The 18,591-nt window shown below is 71.9% G+C and carries 15 protein-coding genes and 1 riboswitch; of the genes, 5 read left to right on the top strand and 10 right to left on the bottom strand.

Annotated elements, in window-relative coordinates; translation table 11 throughout:
• Window positions 1-21: 21 nt before the first annotated feature.
• From WMF28_RS06340 to WMF28_RS06325, 4 genes are all read right to left on the bottom strand, one after another.
• A complete protein-coding gene (locus WMF28_RS06340) occupies window positions 22-579 on the bottom strand; it encodes a cytochrome C (RefSeq protein WP_437601167.1) in 558 nt (185 codons plus the stop codon).
• 110 nt (window positions 580-689) lie between these two features.
• Window positions 690-2,849, bottom strand: coding sequence for a heavy metal translocating P-type ATPase (locus WMF28_RS06335; RefSeq protein ID WP_437601166.1), 2,160 nt, complete (start codon window positions 2,847-2,849; stop codon window positions 690-692).
• A 2-nt stretch (window positions 2,850-2,851) separates the two neighbouring features.
• Entirely contained in the window at window positions 2,852-3,436 is a 585-nt protein-coding gene (locus WMF28_RS06330) for a hypothetical protein (RefSeq protein WP_437601165.1), read from the bottom strand.
• 54 nt (window positions 3,437-3,490) lie between these two features.
• Window positions 3,491-3,751, bottom strand: coding sequence for a hypothetical protein (locus WMF28_RS06325; RefSeq protein ID WP_437601164.1), 261 nt, complete (start codon window positions 3,749-3,751; stop codon window positions 3,491-3,493).
• A 571-nt stretch (window positions 3,752-4,322) separates the two neighbouring features.
• On the opposite strand from WMF28_RS06325, the gene tssC reads away from it, so the two are divergent.
• Together tssC and WMF28_RS06315 are read left to right on the top strand one after the other, a co-directional pair.
• Window positions 4,323-5,795, top strand: coding sequence for a type VI secretion system contractile sheath large subunit (gene tssC / locus WMF28_RS06320; protein ID WP_437601163.1), 1,473 nt, complete (start codon window positions 4,323-4,325; stop codon window positions 5,793-5,795).
• Between the two features lie 133 nt (window positions 5,796-5,928).
• On the top strand, window positions 5,929-8,043 hold the full coding sequence (locus WMF28_RS06315; protein WP_437601162.1) for a M13 family metallopeptidase: 2,115 nt from the start codon (window positions 5,929-5,931) through the stop codon (window positions 8,041-8,043).
• Between the two features lie 72 nt (window positions 8,044-8,115).
• On the opposite strand, the gene WMF28_RS06310 is transcribed toward WMF28_RS06315, so the two are convergent.
• Window positions 8,116-8,883 carry a hypothetical protein gene (locus WMF28_RS06310; RefSeq protein WP_437601161.1) on the bottom strand — a complete coding sequence of 256 codons (768 nt, stop codon included), beginning with the start codon at window positions 8,881-8,883 and terminating at the stop codon, window positions 8,116-8,118.
• A 337-nt stretch (window positions 8,884-9,220) separates the two neighbouring features.
• Here WMF28_RS06310 and WMF28_RS06305 point away from each other — a divergent pair, with 337 nt between their 5' ends.
• A complete protein-coding gene (locus WMF28_RS06305) occupies window positions 9,221-9,367 on the top strand; it encodes an ester cyclase (RefSeq protein ID WP_437601160.1) in 147 nt (48 codons plus the stop codon).
• A gap of 42 nt (window positions 9,368-9,409) precedes the next feature.
• On the opposite strand, the gene ggt is transcribed toward WMF28_RS06305, so the two are convergent.
• A complete protein-coding gene (ggt, locus tag WMF28_RS06300) occupies window positions 9,410-11,320 on the bottom strand; it encodes a gamma-glutamyltransferase (RefSeq protein WP_437601159.1) in 1,911 nt (636 codons plus the stop codon).
• Window positions 11,321-11,544: 224 nt separating this feature from the next.
• A riboswitch (SAM riboswitch) is annotated at window positions 11,545-11,659 on the top strand.
• Window positions 11,660-11,695: 36 nt separating this feature from the next.
• On the opposite strand from ggt, the gene WMF28_RS06295 reads away from it, so the two are divergent.
• On the top strand, window positions 11,696-13,150 hold the full coding sequence (locus tag WMF28_RS06295) for an aminotransferase class V-fold PLP-dependent enzyme (RefSeq protein ID WP_437601158.1): 1,455 nt from the start codon (window positions 11,696-11,698) through the stop codon (window positions 13,148-13,150).
• Window positions 13,151-13,261: 111 nt separating this feature from the next.
• Here the strand turns inward: WMF28_RS06295 and WMF28_RS06290 are convergent, their stop codons facing one another.
• Window positions 13,262-14,284, bottom strand: coding sequence for a lipoyl protein ligase domain-containing protein (locus WMF28_RS06290; RefSeq protein WP_437601157.1), 1,023 nt, complete (start codon window positions 14,282-14,284; stop codon window positions 13,262-13,264).
• Window positions 14,285-14,392: 108 nt separating this feature from the next.
• Between WMF28_RS06290 and WMF28_RS06285 the strand changes: the two genes are divergently transcribed.
• Window positions 14,393-15,334: a serine/threonine-protein kinase gene (locus tag WMF28_RS06285; RefSeq protein WP_437601156.1), complete on the top strand. Its 942-nt coding sequence runs from the start codon at window positions 14,393-14,395 to the stop codon at window positions 15,332-15,334.
• Between the two features lie 37 nt (window positions 15,335-15,371).
• Here WMF28_RS06285 and WMF28_RS06280 read toward each other — a convergent pair whose 3' ends face one another.
• From WMF28_RS06280 to WMF28_RS06270, 3 genes are all read right to left on the bottom strand, one after another.
• Window positions 15,372-16,400, bottom strand: a complete 1,029-nt coding sequence (locus WMF28_RS06280; protein WP_437601155.1) for a formylglycine-generating enzyme family protein — start codon at window positions 16,398-16,400, stop codon at window positions 15,372-15,374.
• A gap of 245 nt (window positions 16,401-16,645) precedes the next feature.
• The gene (locus WMF28_RS06275; protein ID WP_437601154.1) at window positions 16,646-17,125 is read right to left on the bottom strand and encodes a GNAT family N-acetyltransferase; all 480 of its coding nucleotides are present in this window, start codon (window positions 17,123-17,125) and stop codon (window positions 16,646-16,648) included.
• A 74-nt stretch (window positions 17,126-17,199) separates the two neighbouring features.
• Window positions 17,200-18,567, bottom strand: a complete 1,368-nt coding sequence (locus tag WMF28_RS06270) for a multicopper oxidase family protein (protein ID WP_437601153.1) — start codon at window positions 18,565-18,567, stop codon at window positions 17,200-17,202.
• Between the last annotated feature and the right edge of the window lie 24 nt (window positions 18,568-18,591).

The following is an 18,591-nucleotide window of genomic DNA, read 5'->3' as shown; positions in this document are numbered from 1 at the left end:
GCGCGCCGACCCGAGGGGCCGCTACGGCCTGCGCCCCGGCTGCTGGGGGACCATGAGGATGTACGGCGTCTCCGGCTCCTGCCCCGGTGGCACCGCCGTCGGCGCGAGGGCGCCCTTCGCGCCGAGGCTCCGGATGAAGCGATAGATCGCCACGAGGTCGCTCTCGTGCATGGTGGCGTAGTTGAGCCAGGGCATCGGCGGGCGGCCCGCGGCTGCGCGGAACATTTTCACCCAGGCGTCCTCGCCGAGGTCCTGGACGGAGAGTCGGAGATTCGCCGCGTAGCTCGTCCCCCACGGACCGCGGTAGCCGATGTCGTTGCCCGTCAGCCACTCCGAGGCCGGGAGCCTGCCGCTCGATCTGTCCCAGCCCGGCGTGTGGCAGTCGTTGCACCCGCCCACGAGGATCAGGTACCGGCCGGCCTCCTCCGGGCTCACCGCCGTCACGTGCGGCGAGGCAGGCGGCTGGGCACAGGCCACACAGCCGATCACCGCCGCCACCGCCGCGCCCGGCAGCCCGCGCACAGCCCAGCGCGCCGCGCGCGCCCGCGCGGCGGCGGAGGACCTCGATCCAGCGCGCATCTCGCTCTCCTTCCCGGCCATTCCATCCGTCGTGCAGCGCGCATACCGGGCCGCGGCGCGGCGCGGGGCGGAACGCGTCCGCCGCCGTCGGACCCGCGCGCCGCGCCGGCTCACCGCCGCTCGCCGCCGGCGCGGGCCCTCCTGCGCGGCGCCGCCATGAGCGGACGGAGACCGTTCACGCAGGCGAGGACCGCGGAGCCGTTGTTCATGAGCGTCGCCGCGACCGGGTTGAGGAACCCGGGGATCGACAGCGCGTACGCGACCGCGTTCACGGCGAGGATCATCGAGAAGTTCTGGTGGATGATGCGCATGGCGGCGCGCGAGATGTCGATCGCCTCGACGAGCTTCGACAGGTCGTCCTCCACGAGCACGACGCCCGCCGTCTCTCGGGCGATCTCCGCGCCTGCGGACACGCTGATGCCGATGTCGGCGTACGAGAGCGCCGGAGAGTCGTTGATGCCGTCCCCCACGACCGCGACCGTGCGGCCCTCCTGCGTCAGCCGGCGCGTGATCTCCGCCTTGTCCTCGGGCAGCATCTCCGCGAAGCACCGCGTGATGCCGAGCTCGAGCGAGACCTGCCGCGCCACCTCGCGGCTGTCGCCCGTCAGCATGACGATGTCGTCGATCCCGCGCTCGCGCAGGCTCCGGATGGTCGCGCGGCTCTCGGCCCGGATCGCGTCGCGGTAGGCGAGCGTGGCGACGTGCTGCCCGTCGACGGCGAGGAAGAGGAGCGACTTCGCCGCCGCCTCGAGCGCCCGCTTCGCGCCGGCCTCGGCGCGGCAGGGGATGCCGAGCTCCTCGATGAAGCGCGGGCTGCCGAGCTGCACGATCTTGCCGGAGACCCTGGCCTGCACGCCCCGGCCGACGAGGTAGCGGGACTCTTCCCGGTCCGGGATCGACAGCCGCCACGCGTCGGCGAGACGGAGCACGGCCTGCGAGACGGGGTGCGTCTGCCGCGCGGACACCGCGGCGGCGAGCGTCGCCGCCTCGCGCTCGGGCAGGGCGTCGTGGACGAGGAAGTCGGTCACCTCGGGGACGCCGGAGGTCAGCGTGCCGGTCTTGTCGAACACCACCGTCGACACCTTCGCGAGCTTCTCGATGTAGGCGCCCCCCTTGATGAGGATCCCGCGCCGCGCCGCGGCGTTCATCGAGGCGAGCACCGTCGTCGGGGCCGAGACGCGCGGGCCGGTGCCGAAGTCGATCGTCAGGATGGCGGACACGCGGCCGAGGTCCCTCGTCGCCGCGAGCACGACCGCCGAGCACGCGAGCGCCGGCGGGACGAGCCGGTTCGCCACGACCTCCGCGTAGTTCTGCGCGCGCGTCTCCAGCGCGGGCGCGTTCTCGATGAGCCGCGCGGTGCTCGCGGCGGTCGTGTCGCCGCCGACCCGCTCGGCGCGGACGTACAGCTTGCCGTCCTTGATCACCGTCGCGGCGAAGCAGCGGTCTCCCGGGCCCTTGAGCACCGGCATCGACTCGCCGGTCAGCGTCTGCTGATCGACGAGCCCCTCGCCGTCCGTGACCGTCCCGTCGACCGGGATCACCGAGCCGGTGTAGACGACGAGGACGTCCCCGACGGCGAGCTCGGCCACCGGGATCTGCACCTTCGCGTCGCCGCGGACCACCCACGCAAAGTCCTGCTGGTACCCGAGCAGGCCGCGGATCGCGCGCCGGGCGCGCGCCTGGGTGAGATCGCGGATGTGGTCGCCGAGCGTGACCAGCCAGATGATCCCGGCCGCGTTGATGGCGTCGCCGGTCGCCACGGCCGAGGCGATCGCCAGGCTGTCGAGCAGGTCGACGTTGAGCTTGCGCTGCCGCACCACCGAGTCCCACGCCCGCCCGAAGATGGGCGCGCACGTCGCGGCGATGAACGGGTACGCGAGCAGCGGCGAGGCGAAGCTGCCGAGCGAGAGGACCATGCCGGCGCTCGAGAGGTAGAGCGGGCGCTTCGCGAGGGCGGACGCGCGGCGCGCCTTCCTGGCGTCGCGCGCGGCGCGCAGCGCCCCCCGCGGGGCCGGCGCGGCCGAGGCCGCGGCGGCGGCGCGCGCGATGGCGCCGACGTCGACCTGCCGCGGGTCGTGCTCGACGACGGCGCTCGACGCGCCCTCGGCGATGCGCACGGACAGGACCCCCGGCACGGCGGTGAGCCCCGCCTCGAGCAGCGGGCCGAAGGCCGCGTCCCGCCCGAGCCGCGGGAGCCGCAGGCGGACCCTGCCGGAGATCGCGTGGACGACCGAGACCGGCTCGGTCCCGCTCGGCGGAAGCGCTGCCATGGTCACCCCGTCTCGCCGCCGGTGGGCGCGCCCGCGAAGAAGCCCTGGATGCGGGCGTGATTCAGCACAACGAAGGCGTCGACTCCATACTTGATGAGCGTGATCCAGTGGGGCATGCCCGAGGAGCGCCCCATCATCACCTGGAGCACCCCCGAGCCGACGAGGAGCGCCGGCACGAGGAGCTTGAGGTCGACGTGCTGCGGCGGGACGACCTGCGACGCCGAGTTCAGCCGGTCCGCGGCCTTGACCACGAAGCGCGCCGTCCGGCCGGGGCTCGGCGGCTCGACGGGCGCGGCGCAGTGCGACGGCGGGGGCGTGAGGGAATCGAGCGGATGACAGCCGCAGTCCGAGAGCTCCGGGATGAGCGCGAGCTCGGAGAGGACGGCCTCCAGCGCGACATCGGGCTCGTGCTCGACCGTGAGGCTCCCGGCCCACGCGCTCCCCCGCGCGTCGACGACGCTCGGGCAGGCGCGCGCCATCTCCGCGATCTCCGCCGCCCTCGACGGATCCCTGCGCAGCGCGGGGACGCCGAGGCGGACGCGCCCTGGAACCCTGTGAATGATGAAGACCCCTCGATCGCTCGGCATGGCTCACCTCCCGGTCCCGGCCGGCGAGGCCGGGTCACCGGAACACCCCTCTCGTCAGCTCGCGGGCGGCTCCATCCCGTCGTGCGCGGACGCCTGCGCGCCGCCGGTGCCGGCGCGCTGCTCTTGCCGGGCCACCTCCTCCTTCACTTCGGCGATGAGGTCGGCGAGCCGCTCCTTGCCCTCGCCGAGCGCGCCCTTGACGGCGGCGGCGGCGACGAAGCCGAGCCGCATGGCCCTCTTGACGGTCGGACGGGTGATCCTTGTCAAGCTGGCGAGTCCCACGCCGATGATGATGCCAAACCCGACGCGTACCATCGCCCCTCCTCTCCTCGAAATTCACGACCGGCGGCGCGCGACGGCGCGCCGATGGAAGACAGAGAATTCGAACCACAGAGGCACAGAGGAGAGAGAGAGAGAGAGAGAGACAGAAGATGCGCCCCGCCCCTCCGTGCCTATGCCGCTGATTTCACTGAGTTTTTTGCCGTTCGGGGCGCTAGCGACGCGCGGTGTCGGCGCTGCGCAGCCACGACCAGGACGGGCGCCGTCGCGGAGGCGGCGGCCCCGGATCCGGGAATGTGGGAGGGCACCTTCGCGCGAGAACCCCTGCTTCCGCGACTTCCTTGAGAGCACCCACAAATGATTTGTAACACTCTAGTCGCTCGATCGCCATGTACATTTCATGTCCACTCGACACCTGACTTGCGTGCTGACGGAGCGTTCTGCACCGTTCCGCGCGGGCGTCCGAGGGGCGCGGCTCCGTCACGTCGTCAACGTCGATGCGCGATCGGGGCGCGGGGCGTGCCCGGGACCGCGCCGCGCCGCGCCGCGCGCGGGCGCCGGCTGTCCATCGCTTCCAGCCGGCGAGCGACCGTGGTAATTTGTGGACATGCAAGCGGGGCAGCACGAAGAGCCGGCGAAGGAGAGCAGCGGCTCTCTCCTCGCGGAGCTCCTGGCGGAGACGAGGATCTCCCCGGCCAACGAGGCGTACCGGGACATGAAGCGCGGCGTGAAGGCCGCGCTGGACAAGGTGGCCGGCCGGCCCGACACCGGCGCGGCGCTCGACAATGCGCTGATCGACCTGTGGATCGCGGAGATCGACCAGCGGCTGTCGCGCCAGATCGACGAGATCCTGCACCACCCGGTGTTCCAGCGGCTGGAGGCCGCGTGGCGCGGCCTCAAGTTCGCGGTCGATCACATCGAGTTCCGCGAGAACATCCGGGTCGAGGTCCTCAACTGCTCGAAGGACGACCTGCTCGCGGATTTCGAGGACTCGTCCGAGCTCGTGAGGAGCGGCCTTTACAAGATCGTCTATTCGTCCGAGTTCGGCTCCTTCGGCGGCAAGCCGTTCGCCGCCGTCGTCTCGAACTACGAGTTCGGCCCCGGGCCCCAGGACATCGCGCTCCTCCAGAAGTGCGCGGCGGTGGCGACGATGGCGCACGCGCCCTTCCTGGCCGTCGCGGGCCCGCAGTTCTTCGGGCTGACGGACTACCGGAAGGTGCCGCACCTCGGCGACATCAAGGCGCTCTTCGAGGGGCCGCAGTACATGAAGTACACAGCGTTCCGCGAGTCCGAGGACGCCCGCTACGTGGGCCTGCTCCTCCCCCGCTTCCTCCTGCGCCTGCCCTACGGGGCGAGCACCGTCCCGGTCAGGGCGTTCTCCTACGAGGAGGACGTCGTCGGCAACCACGCGGCGTACTCCTGGGGCGCCCCCACCTACGCGATGGCGACGCGGCTCGCCGAGAGCTTCGCGCGCCACCGCTGGTGTCTGCACATCATCGGTCCGCAGTCAGGCGGCACGGTCGAGGGGTTCACGCTCCACGAGTACGAGGCGCTGGGCGCGATCCAGACGAAGATCCCGACCGAGATCATGCTGACCGAGCGCCGCGAGTTCGAGCTCAGCGAGGAGGGCTTCATCGGGCTCACGTTCCGCAAGGACACGGACAACGCCTGCTTCTTCTCCGCGAACTCGGTGCAGAAGCCCAAGTACTTCGGGCAGAGCGACGAGGGGCGCGCCGCGGAGATCAACTACCGGCTCGGCACGCAGCTGCCTTATGTGTTCCTCGTCAGCCGGCTCGCCCACTACCTCAAGGTGATGCAGCGGGAGCAGATCGGTACGTGGAAGGAGCGCGGCGACCTCGAGCGCGAGCTGAACGGCTGGCTGAGCGGGTATGTCGCGGACATGGATGTCGTGTCGCCCGCCGTGCGCTCGCGCAGGCCGCTCCGCAAGGCGCGGACCCTGGTGAGCGAGGTGGAGGGGAGCGCGGGCTGGTACCGGGTGCACCTCGAGGTGCGCCCGCACCTCAAGTACATGGGGGCCTACTTCACCCTGAGCCTGATGGGGAAGCTCGACCGCGAGTGAGGCCGGCCGCGCGTTCCGGGCGAAAGAGAAGGCGGCAAAGGCGGCGAAGTTGAAGGCCGGTCGACATCGCTGGCTGATCCGCGCGGCCGGCGGTCCCTGTCCGCGCGGCCGGCGGTCCATGGTAGAGCGCCGCATGCGCACGCAACGACCGCTCGCAGCTCCCCTCGCGATCACCCTGGCCCTCTCTGCGCTGCCGGCCTGCGGCCCGGCCGCGGGCCCGCCGCCGGCGCCCCCCTCCGCCGCGGCCAGGACGGCGGCGCCGCCGGCGCCGCAGGGCCTCCCCGTGGTCGAGACGAAGCTCGCGAACGTCGGGCTCGACGAGGCCGCGCTCGACCGCTCGGCGAGCCCCTGCGAGGACTTCTACCAGTTCGCCTGCGGCGGATGGCTGGCCAAGGCGGAGATCCCGGGCGACGAAGCCTACTGGATGCGGAGCTTCAACGAGATCGAGCGGCGCAACGAGGCGGAGCTCCGGCGCATCCTCGAGGAGGCCGCGCAGGCCGGCGACCGGGATCCGGTGAGCAAGAAGATCGGGGCCTACTACGGCTCGTGCATGGACGAGGCCGCGGTCGAGGCCGCCGGCGCGAAGCCCATCGCGGATCTCCTCGCGAAGGCGCGGCGGGTGCGCGACCCGAAGAGCGTCGGGGCGCTCGTCACCGAGCTCCACAGCCGCCGTATCTGGGCGCTCTTCGACATCGCCTCTGCGCAGGACATGAAGGACGCGACGCGCGTCATCGCCCAGCTCGACCAGAACGGGCTCGGCCTGCCGGACCGCGACTACTACGTCAACGAGGACGACAAATCGAAGGCCATCCGCAAGACCTACGAGGAGCACGTCGCGCGCATGATGCGGCTCGCCGGGGCGCAGGAGGCCGCGGCGAAGGCGGCGGCGCTCGACGTGATGCAGATCGAGACCGAGCTCGCGAAGGCGTCGAAGACGCGGGTCGAGCGGCGGGACCCGAAGGGCCTGTACAACAAGCTGGACCGGGCGGCGCTCGCGAAGGCAGCGCCGGAGTTCCCCTGGGACGCGTACTTCCAGGGGCTCGGCCGCCCGGACGTCAAGGAGGTGAACGTGACCTCGGTCCGGTTCTTCGAGGGCCTCTCGCGGCTGCTCAGATCGGCGAAGCCCGCCGCGTGGCAGAACTACCTGGCGTGGCACGTGGTGCGCTCCAGCGCGCCCGTGCTGCCCAAGGCGTTCGTCGACGAGAGCTTCACGATGCAATCGGCGCTGACCGGGCAAAAGGAGGTCCGGCCGCGCTGGAAGCGCTGCGTGGACGCGACCGACAACGCGCTCGGCGAGCTGCTCGCGCAGCCGTTCGTCAAGACGAGCTTCCCCGGCGAGAGCAAGCCCGCGGCCGAGGCGATGGTGCGCGAGGTCAGCGACGCGTTCGCGCGCGAGGTGCGGGCGCTCGACTGGATGGATGAGGGCACGCGGCAGCGCGCCCTCGCCAAGCTCGGCGCGATGGCGTACCTCATCGGGTATCCCGACAAGTGGCGGACGTACGATTTCGAGGTCGATCCTGGGTCGTACGCGAAGAACGCGCTCGCGGCGCGCGCCTTCCACACGCGGTGGGATCTCGGGAAGATCGACAAGCCGGTCGATCGCGACGAGTGGCAGATGAGCCCGCCCTCCGTGAACGCCTATTACGATCCGCAGCGCAACCACATGGTCTTCCCCGCCGGCATCCTGCAGCCGCCGTTCTACAGCGTGACGTCGGGCGTGGCGGTGAACCTCGGCGGCATCGGCATGGTGGTCGGGCACGAGCTCACGCACGGGTTCGACGACGAGGGCTCGCAGTTCGACCAGAAGGGCAACCTGGAGGACTGGTGGTCGAAGGAGGTCGCGGCGGCGTTCAAGGCGAAGACCGGCTGCGTCGAGGCGCAGTACTCGGCCTACGAGGCGCTGCCGGGGTTGAAGCTGAACGGCAAGCTGACGCTGGGCGAGAACATCGCGGATCTCGGGGGGCTGAAGCTCGCGTTCATGGCGTACCGCACGATGCGCAAGGGCGCGGCGGAGCAGACGGTCGCCGGCGGCTTCACGGAAGATCAGCAGTTCTTCCTGGCGCACGGGCAGGCCTGGTGCGGCAAGATGCGCGACGAGGCGCTCCGGCTCATGGTGCAGGTGAACCCGCACTCCCCGCCGCGCTTCCGCGTGAACGGGCCGGTCGCGAACCTCCCGGAGTTCGGCGAGGCCTTCAAGTGCGCGTCCGGCACGCCGATGCGACCGGCCAAGACGTGCGCGGTCTGGTAACCGCGCGCGGCGTTCTTGGTTAGCCCCCCGCCGGTGGTGGGGTCATTGGAACATGAAGGCGGGAAGAAATCATCAATGATCTTCCCGCCTTCCCGCCTTCATGTGACATCTCTCTGGGCCAATGCCCCCACCACCCCGGCCTCCCTTCCCTGCGCGCTCACGTCGCCGCCGCCGCGGGCGCCCCCGCCCCGCTTCGCCGGAACGAGGCCGGGGCCACCCCCCCGGCTGCGCTTGAAGGCCCGGCGGAAGGCGAACTCCGATTCGTACCCCACCCGGCGCGCCACCTCGGCCAGGGAGGCCTCGCCCTGGAGCAGGATCCGCGACGCCAGCCCCCATGCGCCAGCGGGTCAGGTAAGCGAGCGGCGGCTCGCCCAGCTCGGCCGTGAAGCGGCGGGCGAACGCCGCGCGCGACAGCCCCGCCTCCCGCGCCAGCGACTTCCTGGTCCTCGCCAGCACGGGAACGGTCGGAAAGCTCGCCGTGTTGAGCCCCGACAGGTACGAGGAGCAGTTCGTGTCGAGGTTGAGGATCGTCGCCTGCTTCGCGCCGACGCGGTGCTGGATCGCGGGACCGATGCCGGGCCAGAACGTGTCCGAGAAGATGCACGAGCAGACGATGAGATCGAGGGTCTCGGGACGGACTCCGGTCTTCTCCAGGAGCCGCTCGACGGCGCGCACGCCGAGGTCCTCGGAGAGGTAATCCGGCGACGCGAACCTCCGCTCGTTGACACCGCTGAAGAACGCGTTGTCCGCCAGAGCGTCCTGCCCGCTCGCCTCGGGCGGCTCGTTCACGACCGTGCGCTCGGGCATGAAGCTGGCGACATCGATGATCTGCGCCTTCATAGAGGACATCCCGGGCGGAAGCAGGATTTCAATAGATCGTGATGAATCGTTCAATTGCTGCCGCCGCAGCACCCCTACGGATCGCCTGCTGCTGCGCCAGCAGCCATTCCGGACGGCGGCCCCCGTGAATGGCTGATGCGACGGCCGCTGGACGAGCGCCTCGATGGGGCAGGCCGCGGGGCGGACGTGCCGAGAGGTGGGCGAGCTGAGCGCTGGCGTGCTCATTGCCGATCGGCACGGCCCGGCTGTCGGCGACGTGAACCGCCGAACCACCCGGGAAAGAAGGGGCCAGCATGGCGAACAGGGGTGCCGTTGATCCGACCGAGCCGGCCCCTTCATGGGGGTGGCGCCGAGCGGGAAGGAGATCAGCATCCCGTGCCACGATTTTCATGCGCTGCGGGACGGCCGGATCGCGCGGACATGGCACCTCGAGGACTGGTTCACCGCGTTCGCGCAGATCGGCGCCTGGCCGCCGGCGCGGTGAGCTCACCCCTCCTCGAGCTCCAGGGACGCGAGCGCGCCGCGCCTACCGCTCCTGCTCGACCATCGCGCTCCCACCGTGGCGTCGGACCGGCTCGGCGACCGCGGTCACGGTGCCGTCGCCGTTGAAGCGGAGGGCGGTGGCCGCGCCGATCTCGCCTCCCAGCGTGGCCGCGTCGGAGAGGACGTGGCCCAGGGAGGTGAGCCCCTCGGCCTCGGGGGCGCTCAGAAACGCCGTCTCCGCGTCGGTCGATCCGTCGCCGGAGTTGCGCTGCGAGACGCGCGGCGCCGCGAGCGCCTCGTCGATGGGGAGGCCCAGGTCGATGGTGTTGACCAGGATCTGCAGCACCGTGGTGATGATCGTGGCCCCGCCCGGCGAGCCCAGCGCGAGCTCGGGCTTGCCGTCCTTGAAGACGAGCGTCGGGCTCATGCTGCTGCGCGGGCGCTTGCCCGGCTCGAGCACGTTGGGGTGCGGCGCGCTCGGGTCGGGCAGGAGGGTGAAGTCGGTGAGCTCGTTGTTCAGCAAGAAACCGTGGCCGGGGACGACGATGCCATTGCCGCCCTCGTCCTCGATGGTGCAGGTATAGGACACGATGTTCCCGGCGGCGTCGCTGACCGAGATGTGGGTCGTCTCGTTGTCGTGGGCGTCGTTCGCGCCGGCGCGCCGGCCCGTCGCCTTCCTGGCGCGGGCCGGCGCGGGGCTCGGATCGCGCTGGAACGCATACGGGTCGCCCGGCGCCGCCGCGGCGGCCGGGGCCTGGAGGAGGTCGAGCAGGGCGCGCCGCGAATCGGCGTAGTCCTTCGAGAGCAGCCCCTTGACGGGGACGTCCACGAACTCGGGATCGCCGAGCAAGGCGCCTCGATCGGCGAAGGCGAGCCGGGAGGCGCCGAGGTAGCGGTGGAGCACCTCGACCGGCGTGAGGGTGGCCGTGTCGTAGCCCTCGAGGAGGTTCAACGCCTCCGCGACGGTGATCCCGCCGCTGCTCGGGAGGCCGATGCCGTAGAGGGTACGATCCCGGTACGTGGTCGAGAGCGCCGGGCGCACGCGGGTCTCGTAGTCCCGGAGGTCGGAGAGCTCGAGCACGCCGGCGCGGACGTTCAGCGCGCTCCCGGGCTCGACCGGAGGCGCCTTGACCGCGGCGACGATGGCCGCGGCGACCTGTCCTTCATAGAACGCCTTCTCTCCTCCCGCGGCGATGAGGCGGTAGGTGCTGGCCAGGTCCGGGTTCCGGAAGATCGTGCCGACGGGCCACGGCTGGCCGTCAGGCCCCAGGAAGAGCGCCCTGGTGCTCGTGATCGCCTGGAAGCGCGCCAGGTTCCGGCGGGTCTGCTCGAAGAAGGTCGGGTCGACGTCGAACCCCGCTTCCGCGACCTGGATGGCCCGCTGGAGCACGTCCCCGAGCCCGAGGGTTCCATAACGGCGGAGCGCGTCGCTCCAGCCCCGCACGGTGCCGGGCACGCCCACCGAGAGGCCGCTGGTGACGAGCTCGGGGAACGCCACCGGGACGCCGTCTTCGTAGTAGGACCCCGCCTCGAGCCGCGACGGCGCCGTCTCGCGGTGATCGAGGGCGATCACCTTGTCCCCGCTGGCCAGGTAGATGAGCATGAAGCCGCCGCCGCCGATGCCGCAGGAGAACGGATCGGTCACGCCGAGCACGCCCGCCGCGGCGACCGCGGCGTCGACGGCGTTGCCGCCTCGCTTCAGGACCTCGATGGCGGCCAGCGAGCCGCGGAGATCGACCGTCGCCGCCGCGCCCCGCTGCCCGGTGGCCGTCGGCGTGATCGTCGGGAGCTGGGCGAACAGGTCGTCGCCGGCGCCGCCCCCGGAGGCGTCCGGCACCGCGCCCGCGTCGTCCGGCGCGGCGCCGCCGGTGCCCAGCGGAGCGACCTTCTCGTTCACGCTGCAGGAGGCGCACAGGAAGAAGAGGAGACCGAGGGCGGGCGTGGTTGTCTTCATGGGTTCTCTCGGCAAGCGCTGCAGGGTGCAGGGCACACGGGCGCCTTCTGCCTCGTCCGGCAAGAGCGGCCGTGAGGGTCCTGTCCAGGAGCGGCGATGGGCAGCATCGCCGTACCGTGGAACATCACGATGCAACCGCCGTACCGGCGCCCGCAGCCGGGCGAGCCGCTGCGCTGTCGCGCAGGCCCTTGCCACGAGGCAGCCATCGAGGTACTGTATGCGCAGGTCATGAGCGCCAGCGCGTAGCCCCGGCTCGCTGGCCGACAACCCTCCGAACCGCGGTGGGGTGTCCCGGGTGACGACCTGGCCGGCCGCATGAGCGGCTGGCAAGCGCGGACTCTGGTCGCCCGGAGTCTCCTGGACTCGTGAGGTGATATGTCGATCGCTCCCGTCGTGGATTGGCGTCCTGCTGCGGCCGTGCCGGCGCCGCCCGCAATCGGCGCTCTCCCTTTACCCGTCGTCGGTGCGGACCTCACCGTGCCGCTCGTCACCGGAGCGCAGGTGGGTTACGTGAACCTCGATTACGCGGCGAGCGCCCCGTGCCTCCGCGCGGTGCTCGATGCGGTCACAACGCTGTTGCCCTGGTACAGCAGCGTGCATCGCGGCGCGGGGTTCGCGTCCACGGTCACGACCGAGCTCCATGCCGCCGCTCGCCGGGAGGTGGGCGAGTTCGTCGGAGCGCGCGCCGGAGATACGGTGGTGTTCACGAGGAACACGACCGATGCGCTCAACCTGCTCGCCGCGGCGCTGCCCGAGGACACCACGGTGGTGACCTTCGCCTCGGAGCACCACGCGAATCAGCTGCCGTGGCGGCGTGGCCGGTCCATTGTCCTGCCGGTGCCCGCGAGCGCGGACGAGGCGATCGCGCGGGCCGACGACGCCCTGCGCGGCGTGTCCTCGCGCCACGGGCTGCTCGCCGTGACGGGGGCGAGCAATGTCACGGGCGAGCTGTGGCCGCTCTCGGAGCTCGCCGCTGTGGCCCATCGCCGCGGGGCGCGGGTGGCCGTGGATGCGGCCCAGCTCGCGCCCCACCGCGCGATCGATCTCGACGCGATCGGGGCCGACTACCTCGCGCTGTCCGGTCACAAGCTCTATGCCCCCTTCGGCGGCGGCGTGCTGGTCGGTCGCGGGGACTGGCTCGACGCCGCGCGCCCTTACCTCGCCGGCGGGGGCGCCGTCCGGCGCGTCACGCTCGATGGTGTCGAATGGGCGAGCGGCGCGCCGCGCCACGAGGCCGGCACCCCCAACGTCGTTGGCGCGGTGTCGCTGGCCGCGGCTTGCCGTGCGCTCGGCGAGGTCGGCATGTCCGCCGTGGCGGCGCACGAGGCGAGGCTGCTCGACCGGGTCACGCGCGGCCTCCGCGCCGTGCCGGGCGTCGAGCAGCTCGCGATGTGGGGCCCGGCGAGCCCGCGCATCGGCGTCGTGACGTTCAATGTGCGGGGCTTCCATCCCGGCGTGCTCGCCGCGGCGCTGAGCGCCGAGCACGGCATCGGCGTCCGCGACGGCTCGTTCTGCGCGCACCCGCTCATGAGCGCGCTCGCCGGGGCTCACGCCCAGGAGGGGTCCGGAGGCGCGGCGGTGCCCGGCGCGGTGCGCGTGAGCTTCGGCGTCGGCACCAGCGTGGCGGACATCGATCGATTCCTCGGCGCGATCACCGATCTCATCGACCGGGGTCCCCGCTGGCGCTATCGCCTCGACGGAGGGCGGCACGTTCCCGAGCCGGATCCGCGCCCCCGCCCTGCGCTGGCCGGCCTCCTCGCCGGGGGCGCGACCGGCGCACTGCATGGGCTCCTGGCGAGCGATCTCGCGCCGTGCCAGGCGCTGGCCTGAGGCGCGCGGCCTGCGCAGCAGCAGCAGACTGCGCAGCAGCAGACTGCGCAGCAGCAGACTGCGCAGCAGCAGACTGCGCAGTCTGCTGCTGCGCAGCTCGACGTCAGCTGCTCAGCCCCCCTCGACGTCGTGGGCGACGCGCGGGGGGCGTGCTCCGCCGTCGCGCTCCGCCGAGAGCGCGCGCTGCGCGAGCGCGCGCAGATCCGAGAGGCTGGCCCCCTCCAGCGGCAACGTCCCGGCATCCGGGGGCGCAGGGGCCGCGCCCCGGCCGAGATCCTCCAGGAGCCAGCGCGCCGCGAGGACATCGCCGCCGAGCCACGCGCGCGCCGGCGCCTCGCCGAGCGCCGCGGCCTCGATCCAGCCGATCGGCACACGCGCGAGCACCGCGTCGCCGGCGCCCGGCGGCGCCGGGTCGTCGGGCGCGGTGATGGGCTGGAAGCGCTCGGCGGCAAGCTCCGGCGCCTCTCCGCCATCGACCAGCGGGAGCGCCGCGCGGAGCGCGACCGCCTCGACGACGGCGCGCGCGAGCGCCTCGAGCGAGACGCGCGCCGGGAGGACCTCGGAGAGCGCCGCCGGCGCCTTGCCCAGCCAGCGATCGACGGCACGCTCGTCCGGGGCCGCGAGCTCCGCGGGGATCGCGAGGGGCGCGTCGTGGCCTGCGAAGACCTCGATGAGGACCGCGCCGTCCCGCGTGGCGTCGATGCCGAGCAGCGCGGCGGGGCGGTGCTGCAGCGAGATCCACTCGCGCCCGCCGTAGAGCGCCGGCGCGCCGGCGCGGGCGAAGCCCTTGAGGAAGCCGCGCACGTTGCGGTTCAAGAGCGTCCGGGTGGTGGCGTCGGGCGCGAGCGCGGCCACGTGCGGCAACGCCAGGGTCCAGAGGACGCCGCGCCCGCCGAGGAAGGCCGCGGTGCCGGTCGTGGAGCGCCGCAGGACCTTCGCGCCGCGCGCAGCGCAGGCCGCGAGGTCGACGACGCGCGCGGCGCGCTGGACCGCCCCGAGCACCACGGCGGGGCCCTCGACGAGGCTGGCGGCGATCCACGGCGCCTCGGGGGCCGAGCGGGCACGCGCGAGCAGGGCCGGGCCGAGCGCGAGCGCGTCCGCGAGAGGGCGGTGGGCAGGCGGGAGGGAGCGCATGGCAGCCATCATGTAGTCTCCTCGGCACCGAGCGGCGTCTGCTCGACTCGGCCGGAGCGCCCGCCCAGACGAGACCCCGCGGGGCGATGCCAGTGATACCATCGTCCCATGGTGACCGAAGAGGAGCTCGCAGAGCAGCGCGTCGGCAGGCGGATCGGCCCATGGGCGGTGGAGAGCGTCCTCGGGGTCGGCGGCATGGCGAGCGTCTTCTTCTGCCGCCGCGCCGACGGGTGCGTGGCGGCGGTCAAGGTCCTGCACGCCGACCTCGCCGGCATCGACGAGGTGCGCAAGCGGTTCCTGCGCGAGGGGCCGATCGGGAACGCGCTGGCCGCCGTCGCGCCGCTCTGCGATGGGTTCCCCCAGGTGCTGGAGTCCGGGGCCACCGACGACGGCGCGGTCTACATGGCCATGGAGGTGCTCGAGGGAGAGACGGTGTTCGACCGCATGGTCCGGCACGGGACGCTCCCTGTCGGCCAGGTGATCGCGCTCGCCGAGCGGGTCCTCGACGTGCTGACCGTGGCGCACGACCACGGCATCGTTCACCGCGATCTCAAGCCCGAGAACCTGCACATCGGCAACGACGGGCGCGTGCGGGTGCTCGATTTCGGCCTCGCGCGCGTCCTCGACCCGCTGCTCGAGGACGTCGCCGGCGTGCCGGAGATGACGAAGACCAGCACGGGCGTGTCGATCGGCACCGACGACTACATGGCGCCCGAGCAGGCCCTGGGCCTCATCCGCGAGATCGACGGCCGGACCGACCTGTTCGGCCTTGGCGCGACGATGTTCCGCCTGCTCGCGGGCCGCACCATCCACGGCAACCTGAGCGACGCGCACCTGCTGATCGCCGTCTCCACCGAGAAGGCGCCGCCCCTCGCGCAGCACGCCCCCACGGCGCCGCCAGGGCTGTGCGCCGTCGTGGACCGCGCCCTCGCCTTCCTCAAGCAGGAGCGGTATCCCGACGCGAGGATGATGCGCGCCGACCTCGCCGCGGTGCGCGCGGGCCGCGAGCCGCCTTATGCGACGGCCGCCGCGAGGGCGCGGGGCCAGTAGCGCTTCGCCCGCAGAAGCTCGACGCGTACCTGCTCGCTCACGGCTCCCGCGCGCACCGGACCCCGATGCCGATCGCGCGGTTCGCCGGGGGGCGGTAGTCGCGGGTGGAGAGGTGCAGCGCCTCCGCGGCGCTGCGCCAGCCGCCGCCTCGCATCACCCGCTCCGTGCCGCCCGTCGTGACGGCGCAGTCCACGCAGTCGGGCGGGTAATCTCCATACCAATCCAGCGTCCACTCCCACACGCTCCCCGACAGGTCCGATTGTTTGAACAGCCCGTCTCCCTGCGGTGACTTCGATCCGACCGGCAGGACGTCCTCGATCACGCACCCCTCCACATCGCTGCCATTGCAGGCATACACCGCGTGGTCCCGATCGAGGGTCTCATCGTCCGCCGAGGCGGACCACGGATACGGACGCTGCTCGGCGCCGCCGGCCGCCGCGTACCCCAGCTCCGCCTCCGTCGGCAGTCGACCGCCGTCCCACGCGCAGAACGCAAACGCCATGTACCAGCTCACGCAGTTCATCGCGAAGCGCTCGTTCGCGCCGGGCTCATCCGTCCACACCCACGCCGTGCCCTCCGAATCGCAGAACAGACCTTTCACGAGCTCGGCATGGTCCGGCGGCAGGCGTTCGTCCCACGCCGCATCCCACCCGCTGTCCGTGATCCGCGGATGCGCGCCGGCGCCCGCTGCTGGCCGGCTCCCGGGATACGCCTCCACGAACGCCCGGAACCGCCCCAGCGTGACCTCGAACCGGTCCAGCCGAAAGTCGCTCACCGTGGTCGGGAAAGCCGGGTCGTTGCTCCGGGCGAACGTCCCCCCCGTCACCAGCTCGCTCGCGCAGCAGCTCTCGTCTCCCGCCGGCCCGCACGTCGTGGGCAGCCCAGCGCAGCGACTGCCGCTCTCCACGCCACCGCTTCCGCCGCCACCGCCACCAGCGCCACCAGCGCCACCAGCGCCCTGTTCCTCTATCGGATGATAGGGCTTGTCCAGCCCGGCGATCGTCGTGCACCCGACGCCCGGCAGGCACAGCGCCGCCCACAGCCATCGCGCAGATCTCTTCCTCATGCTCCTTCCTGCCTTACCGAGTCGACAGAGCGGAATCAACAGAAAGGAGCGGAGACGACATGAGGGAATGAACAAGGTCACTCTGTCTCCCCCGCCTTCGCGCCCGCCTTCCCACCTTCCCGCATTCCTGCTCGATGCCTATTTCACCCCGCAGATCGTGCAGCCGTGGACTCCATCGATGTAGAGCGCATCGAACTCTGAAGCCTGCTTTTTGACCAGAGCGACCATGCCCCTTGGCCCGGACCTCAGCCGAGGTGCTTTCTCATGCTCAGGCTCGTGACCCGGTAGCCGAGCGACTCGTAGAGCCGACGCGCCCGCGTGTTCTGCGCGAAGACGTGGAGCTCGATATCCCGCGCGCCCAGGCCGCGGGCGGCCTCCTCGGCGAGCACCATGACCCGGCGCCCGAGGCCCCGGCCGCGGGCGTCTTCACGCAGGTGGATATCGTAGATGAACGCGCTTCGAAACCCGTCCACGTGGGTCACCCCGATCCAGAGATGCCCGACCGCAGCATTCCCCTCCAGGACCGAATAGAGGTGGTGGTCGGGGGTGGCGAGCCCCTGCGGCAAGAGCGCCTCCACCTGGGAGCGCGCGTTGCGCTGCGCGTCCTCCGTCCGTGCGTCCATGGCGCTCGCGCGCTCGTCCGCATACGAGCAGACCACGAGCTCGACGAACGCATCGAGCTCGGTGACATCGATCGACCGCAAGGCGACGGGCAGCTCAGGCATGCCGCCAGCTTACCACCTGAAGACACCTCGGTTCCACCGCCCCCGGCCGGAGCAGCCCACCCGCTCCGGCGCCATCACCGCACGACGTTCAGCATCCCCATCATGCCGGCGTCGGCGTGGTCGAGGATATGGCAATGGAACATCCACATTCCCGGCCGGTTGTCGTAACGGACCACGAAGCGCGCCCCGCCGTCGACAGGCACGTTCACCGTATCCTTCCACTCCAGCGGCCTCACCGGCTCCCCGCCTTCGCCGAGCACCTGGAAGAAGAAGCCGTGCAGGTGGAACGGGTGATCGAAATCCATCGTGTTCTCGACGGTCCACACCGAGGTCTCGCCCACCGCCGCCACGAGCGGCTCCGCCTCCCACGAGGCCACGCCGTCGATGCCCATCACCACGTCGCCCGGCCCCTCCCGCAGCGTCAGCTTCAGATCGACGCGCGTCGCCCCCGCCGTGTCGAGCGCCCCGATGGCCCGCGCGACCTCGGGGAGCGGCTCGTCCTCGGCCGCGGGCTCGTCCGCGAGGCGGAGGCGGAAGGCCTCGACCTCGGGCCTCCCGAAGGTGGCGCCATAGCCGCGATCGTAGGGCACCCAGCGCACCGAGAGCGTCGAGCCCGGCGCGCCGCGCGGCGCCACCAGCACGTCGGCGCGCTCGCCGGGGGTGAGCAGGATCATCTCCGTCTCGACGGGGCGCTCCAGGAGCCCGCCGTCGCCGCCGATGCGCGTGAAGCGGTGATCCGTGATCGCGAGCTGGTAGTAGCGGGACCTGGCCGCGTTGACGATGCGCCACCGCTGCCTGAGCCCGGCGCGCGCCTCGATCACCGGGTTCACCCGCCCATTCACGAGCAACAGGTCGCCCTCGCGCCCGAACAGCGTGCCCAGATTGCCGCCCACGTCCGGGTCCTCGAGCGTGCCGTCGTCGCGCACGGTGATGTCGCTGAGCACGAGGACGAGCTCGTCGCCGAGCGCCGCAGGCTCGCCCGGATCCTCGACCAGCAGCGGGCCGTAGAGGCCGTTACCCGACTGCACGGCGGAGTCGACGTGCGGGTGATACCAGTAAAGCCCCGCGTCGGGGACGACGAAGTCGTAGGTGAAGCTGCCGCCCGGCGGCGTCTCGGCCTGGCTGTGCCCGGGCGCGCCGTCCATCTCCGCCAGCAAGCGCACGCCGTGCCAGTGAACCGTGGTGGGCGCCGAGAGCTCGTTGCGGAAATTCACGATCACGCGATCTCCCACCCTGGCGCGGATCAGCGGGCCAGGCAGCCCGCCGTCATACGTCCAGGTGGGCGTCCTCTTGCCGGGCACGATCTCCAGCTCCTCGACACGCGCGGTCAGATCGACCTCGACCACCTCCGGCCTGGCGTCGAGATCGACCGCCGGCCGCAGCGCCACCGCGCTGTCCCACCCCTCGGGCTGAGCTGGAGGATCTGTCGCACAGCCGATCATCACGACAGCAAGCAAAGGGCTCAG

It is taken from the genome of Sorangium sp. So ce590, assembly GCF_051521365.1.
Taxonomy (GTDB): Bacteria; Myxococcota_A; Polyangia; order Polyangiales; family Polyangiaceae; genus Sorangium.
Note: the sequence above shows the minus strand (reverse complement) of the source record. Positions and strands in the feature narration are given on the sequence as shown.

Bases quoted from the DNA above. Each gene is read 5' to 3' on its own strand.
- WMF28_RS06340 (WP_437601167.1), bottom strand. From the start codon at position 579: ATGCGCGCTGGATCGAGGTCCTCCGCCGCCGCGCGGGCGCGCGCGGCG.
- WMF28_RS06335 (WP_437601166.1), bottom strand. From the start codon at position 2,849: ATGGCAGCGCTTCCGCCGAGCGGGACCGAGCCGGTCTCGGTCGTCCAC.
- WMF28_RS06330 (WP_437601165.1), bottom strand. From the start codon at position 3,436: ATGCCGAGCGATCGAGGGGTCTTCATCATTCACAGGGTTCCAGGGCGC.
- WMF28_RS06325 (WP_437601164.1), bottom strand. From the start codon at position 3,751: ATGGTACGCGTCGGGTTTGGCATCATCATCGGCGTGGGACTCGCCAGC.
- tssC (WP_437601163.1), top strand. From the start codon at position 4,323: ATGCAAGCGGGGCAGCACGAAGAGCCGGCGAAGGAGAGCAGCGGCTCT.
- WMF28_RS06315 (WP_437601162.1), top strand. From the start codon at position 5,929: ATGCGCACGCAACGACCGCTCGCAGCTCCCCTCGCGATCACCCTGGCC.
- WMF28_RS06310 (WP_437601161.1), bottom strand. From the start codon at position 8,883: ATGAAGGCGCAGATCATCGATGTCGCCAGCTTCATGCCCGAGCGCACG.
- WMF28_RS06305 (WP_437601160.1), top strand. From the start codon at position 9,221: ATGGGGGTGGCGCCGAGCGGGAAGGAGATCAGCATCCCGTGCCACGAT.
- ggt (WP_437601159.1), bottom strand. From the start codon at position 11,320: ATGAAGACAACCACGCCCGCCCTCGGTCTCCTCTTCTTCCTGTGCGCC.
- WMF28_RS06295 (WP_437601158.1), top strand. From the start codon at position 11,696: ATGTCGATCGCTCCCGTCGTGGATTGGCGTCCTGCTGCGGCCGTGCCG.
- WMF28_RS06290 (WP_437601157.1), bottom strand. From the start codon at position 14,284: ATGCGCTCCCTCCCGCCTGCCCACCGCCCTCTCGCGGACGCGCTCGCG.
- WMF28_RS06285 (WP_437601156.1), top strand. From the start codon at position 14,393: ATGGTGACCGAAGAGGAGCTCGCAGAGCAGCGCGTCGGCAGGCGGATC.
- WMF28_RS06280 (WP_437601155.1), bottom strand. From the start codon at position 16,400: ATGAGGAAGAGATCTGCGCGATGGCTGTGGGCGGCGCTGTGCCTGCCG.
- WMF28_RS06275 (WP_437601154.1), bottom strand. From the start codon at position 17,125: ATGCCTGAGCTGCCCGTCGCCTTGCGGTCGATCGATGTCACCGAGCTC.
- WMF28_RS06270 (WP_437601153.1), bottom strand. From the start codon at position 18,567: ATGATCGGCTGTGCGACAGATCCTCCAGCTCAGCCCGAGGGGTGGGAC.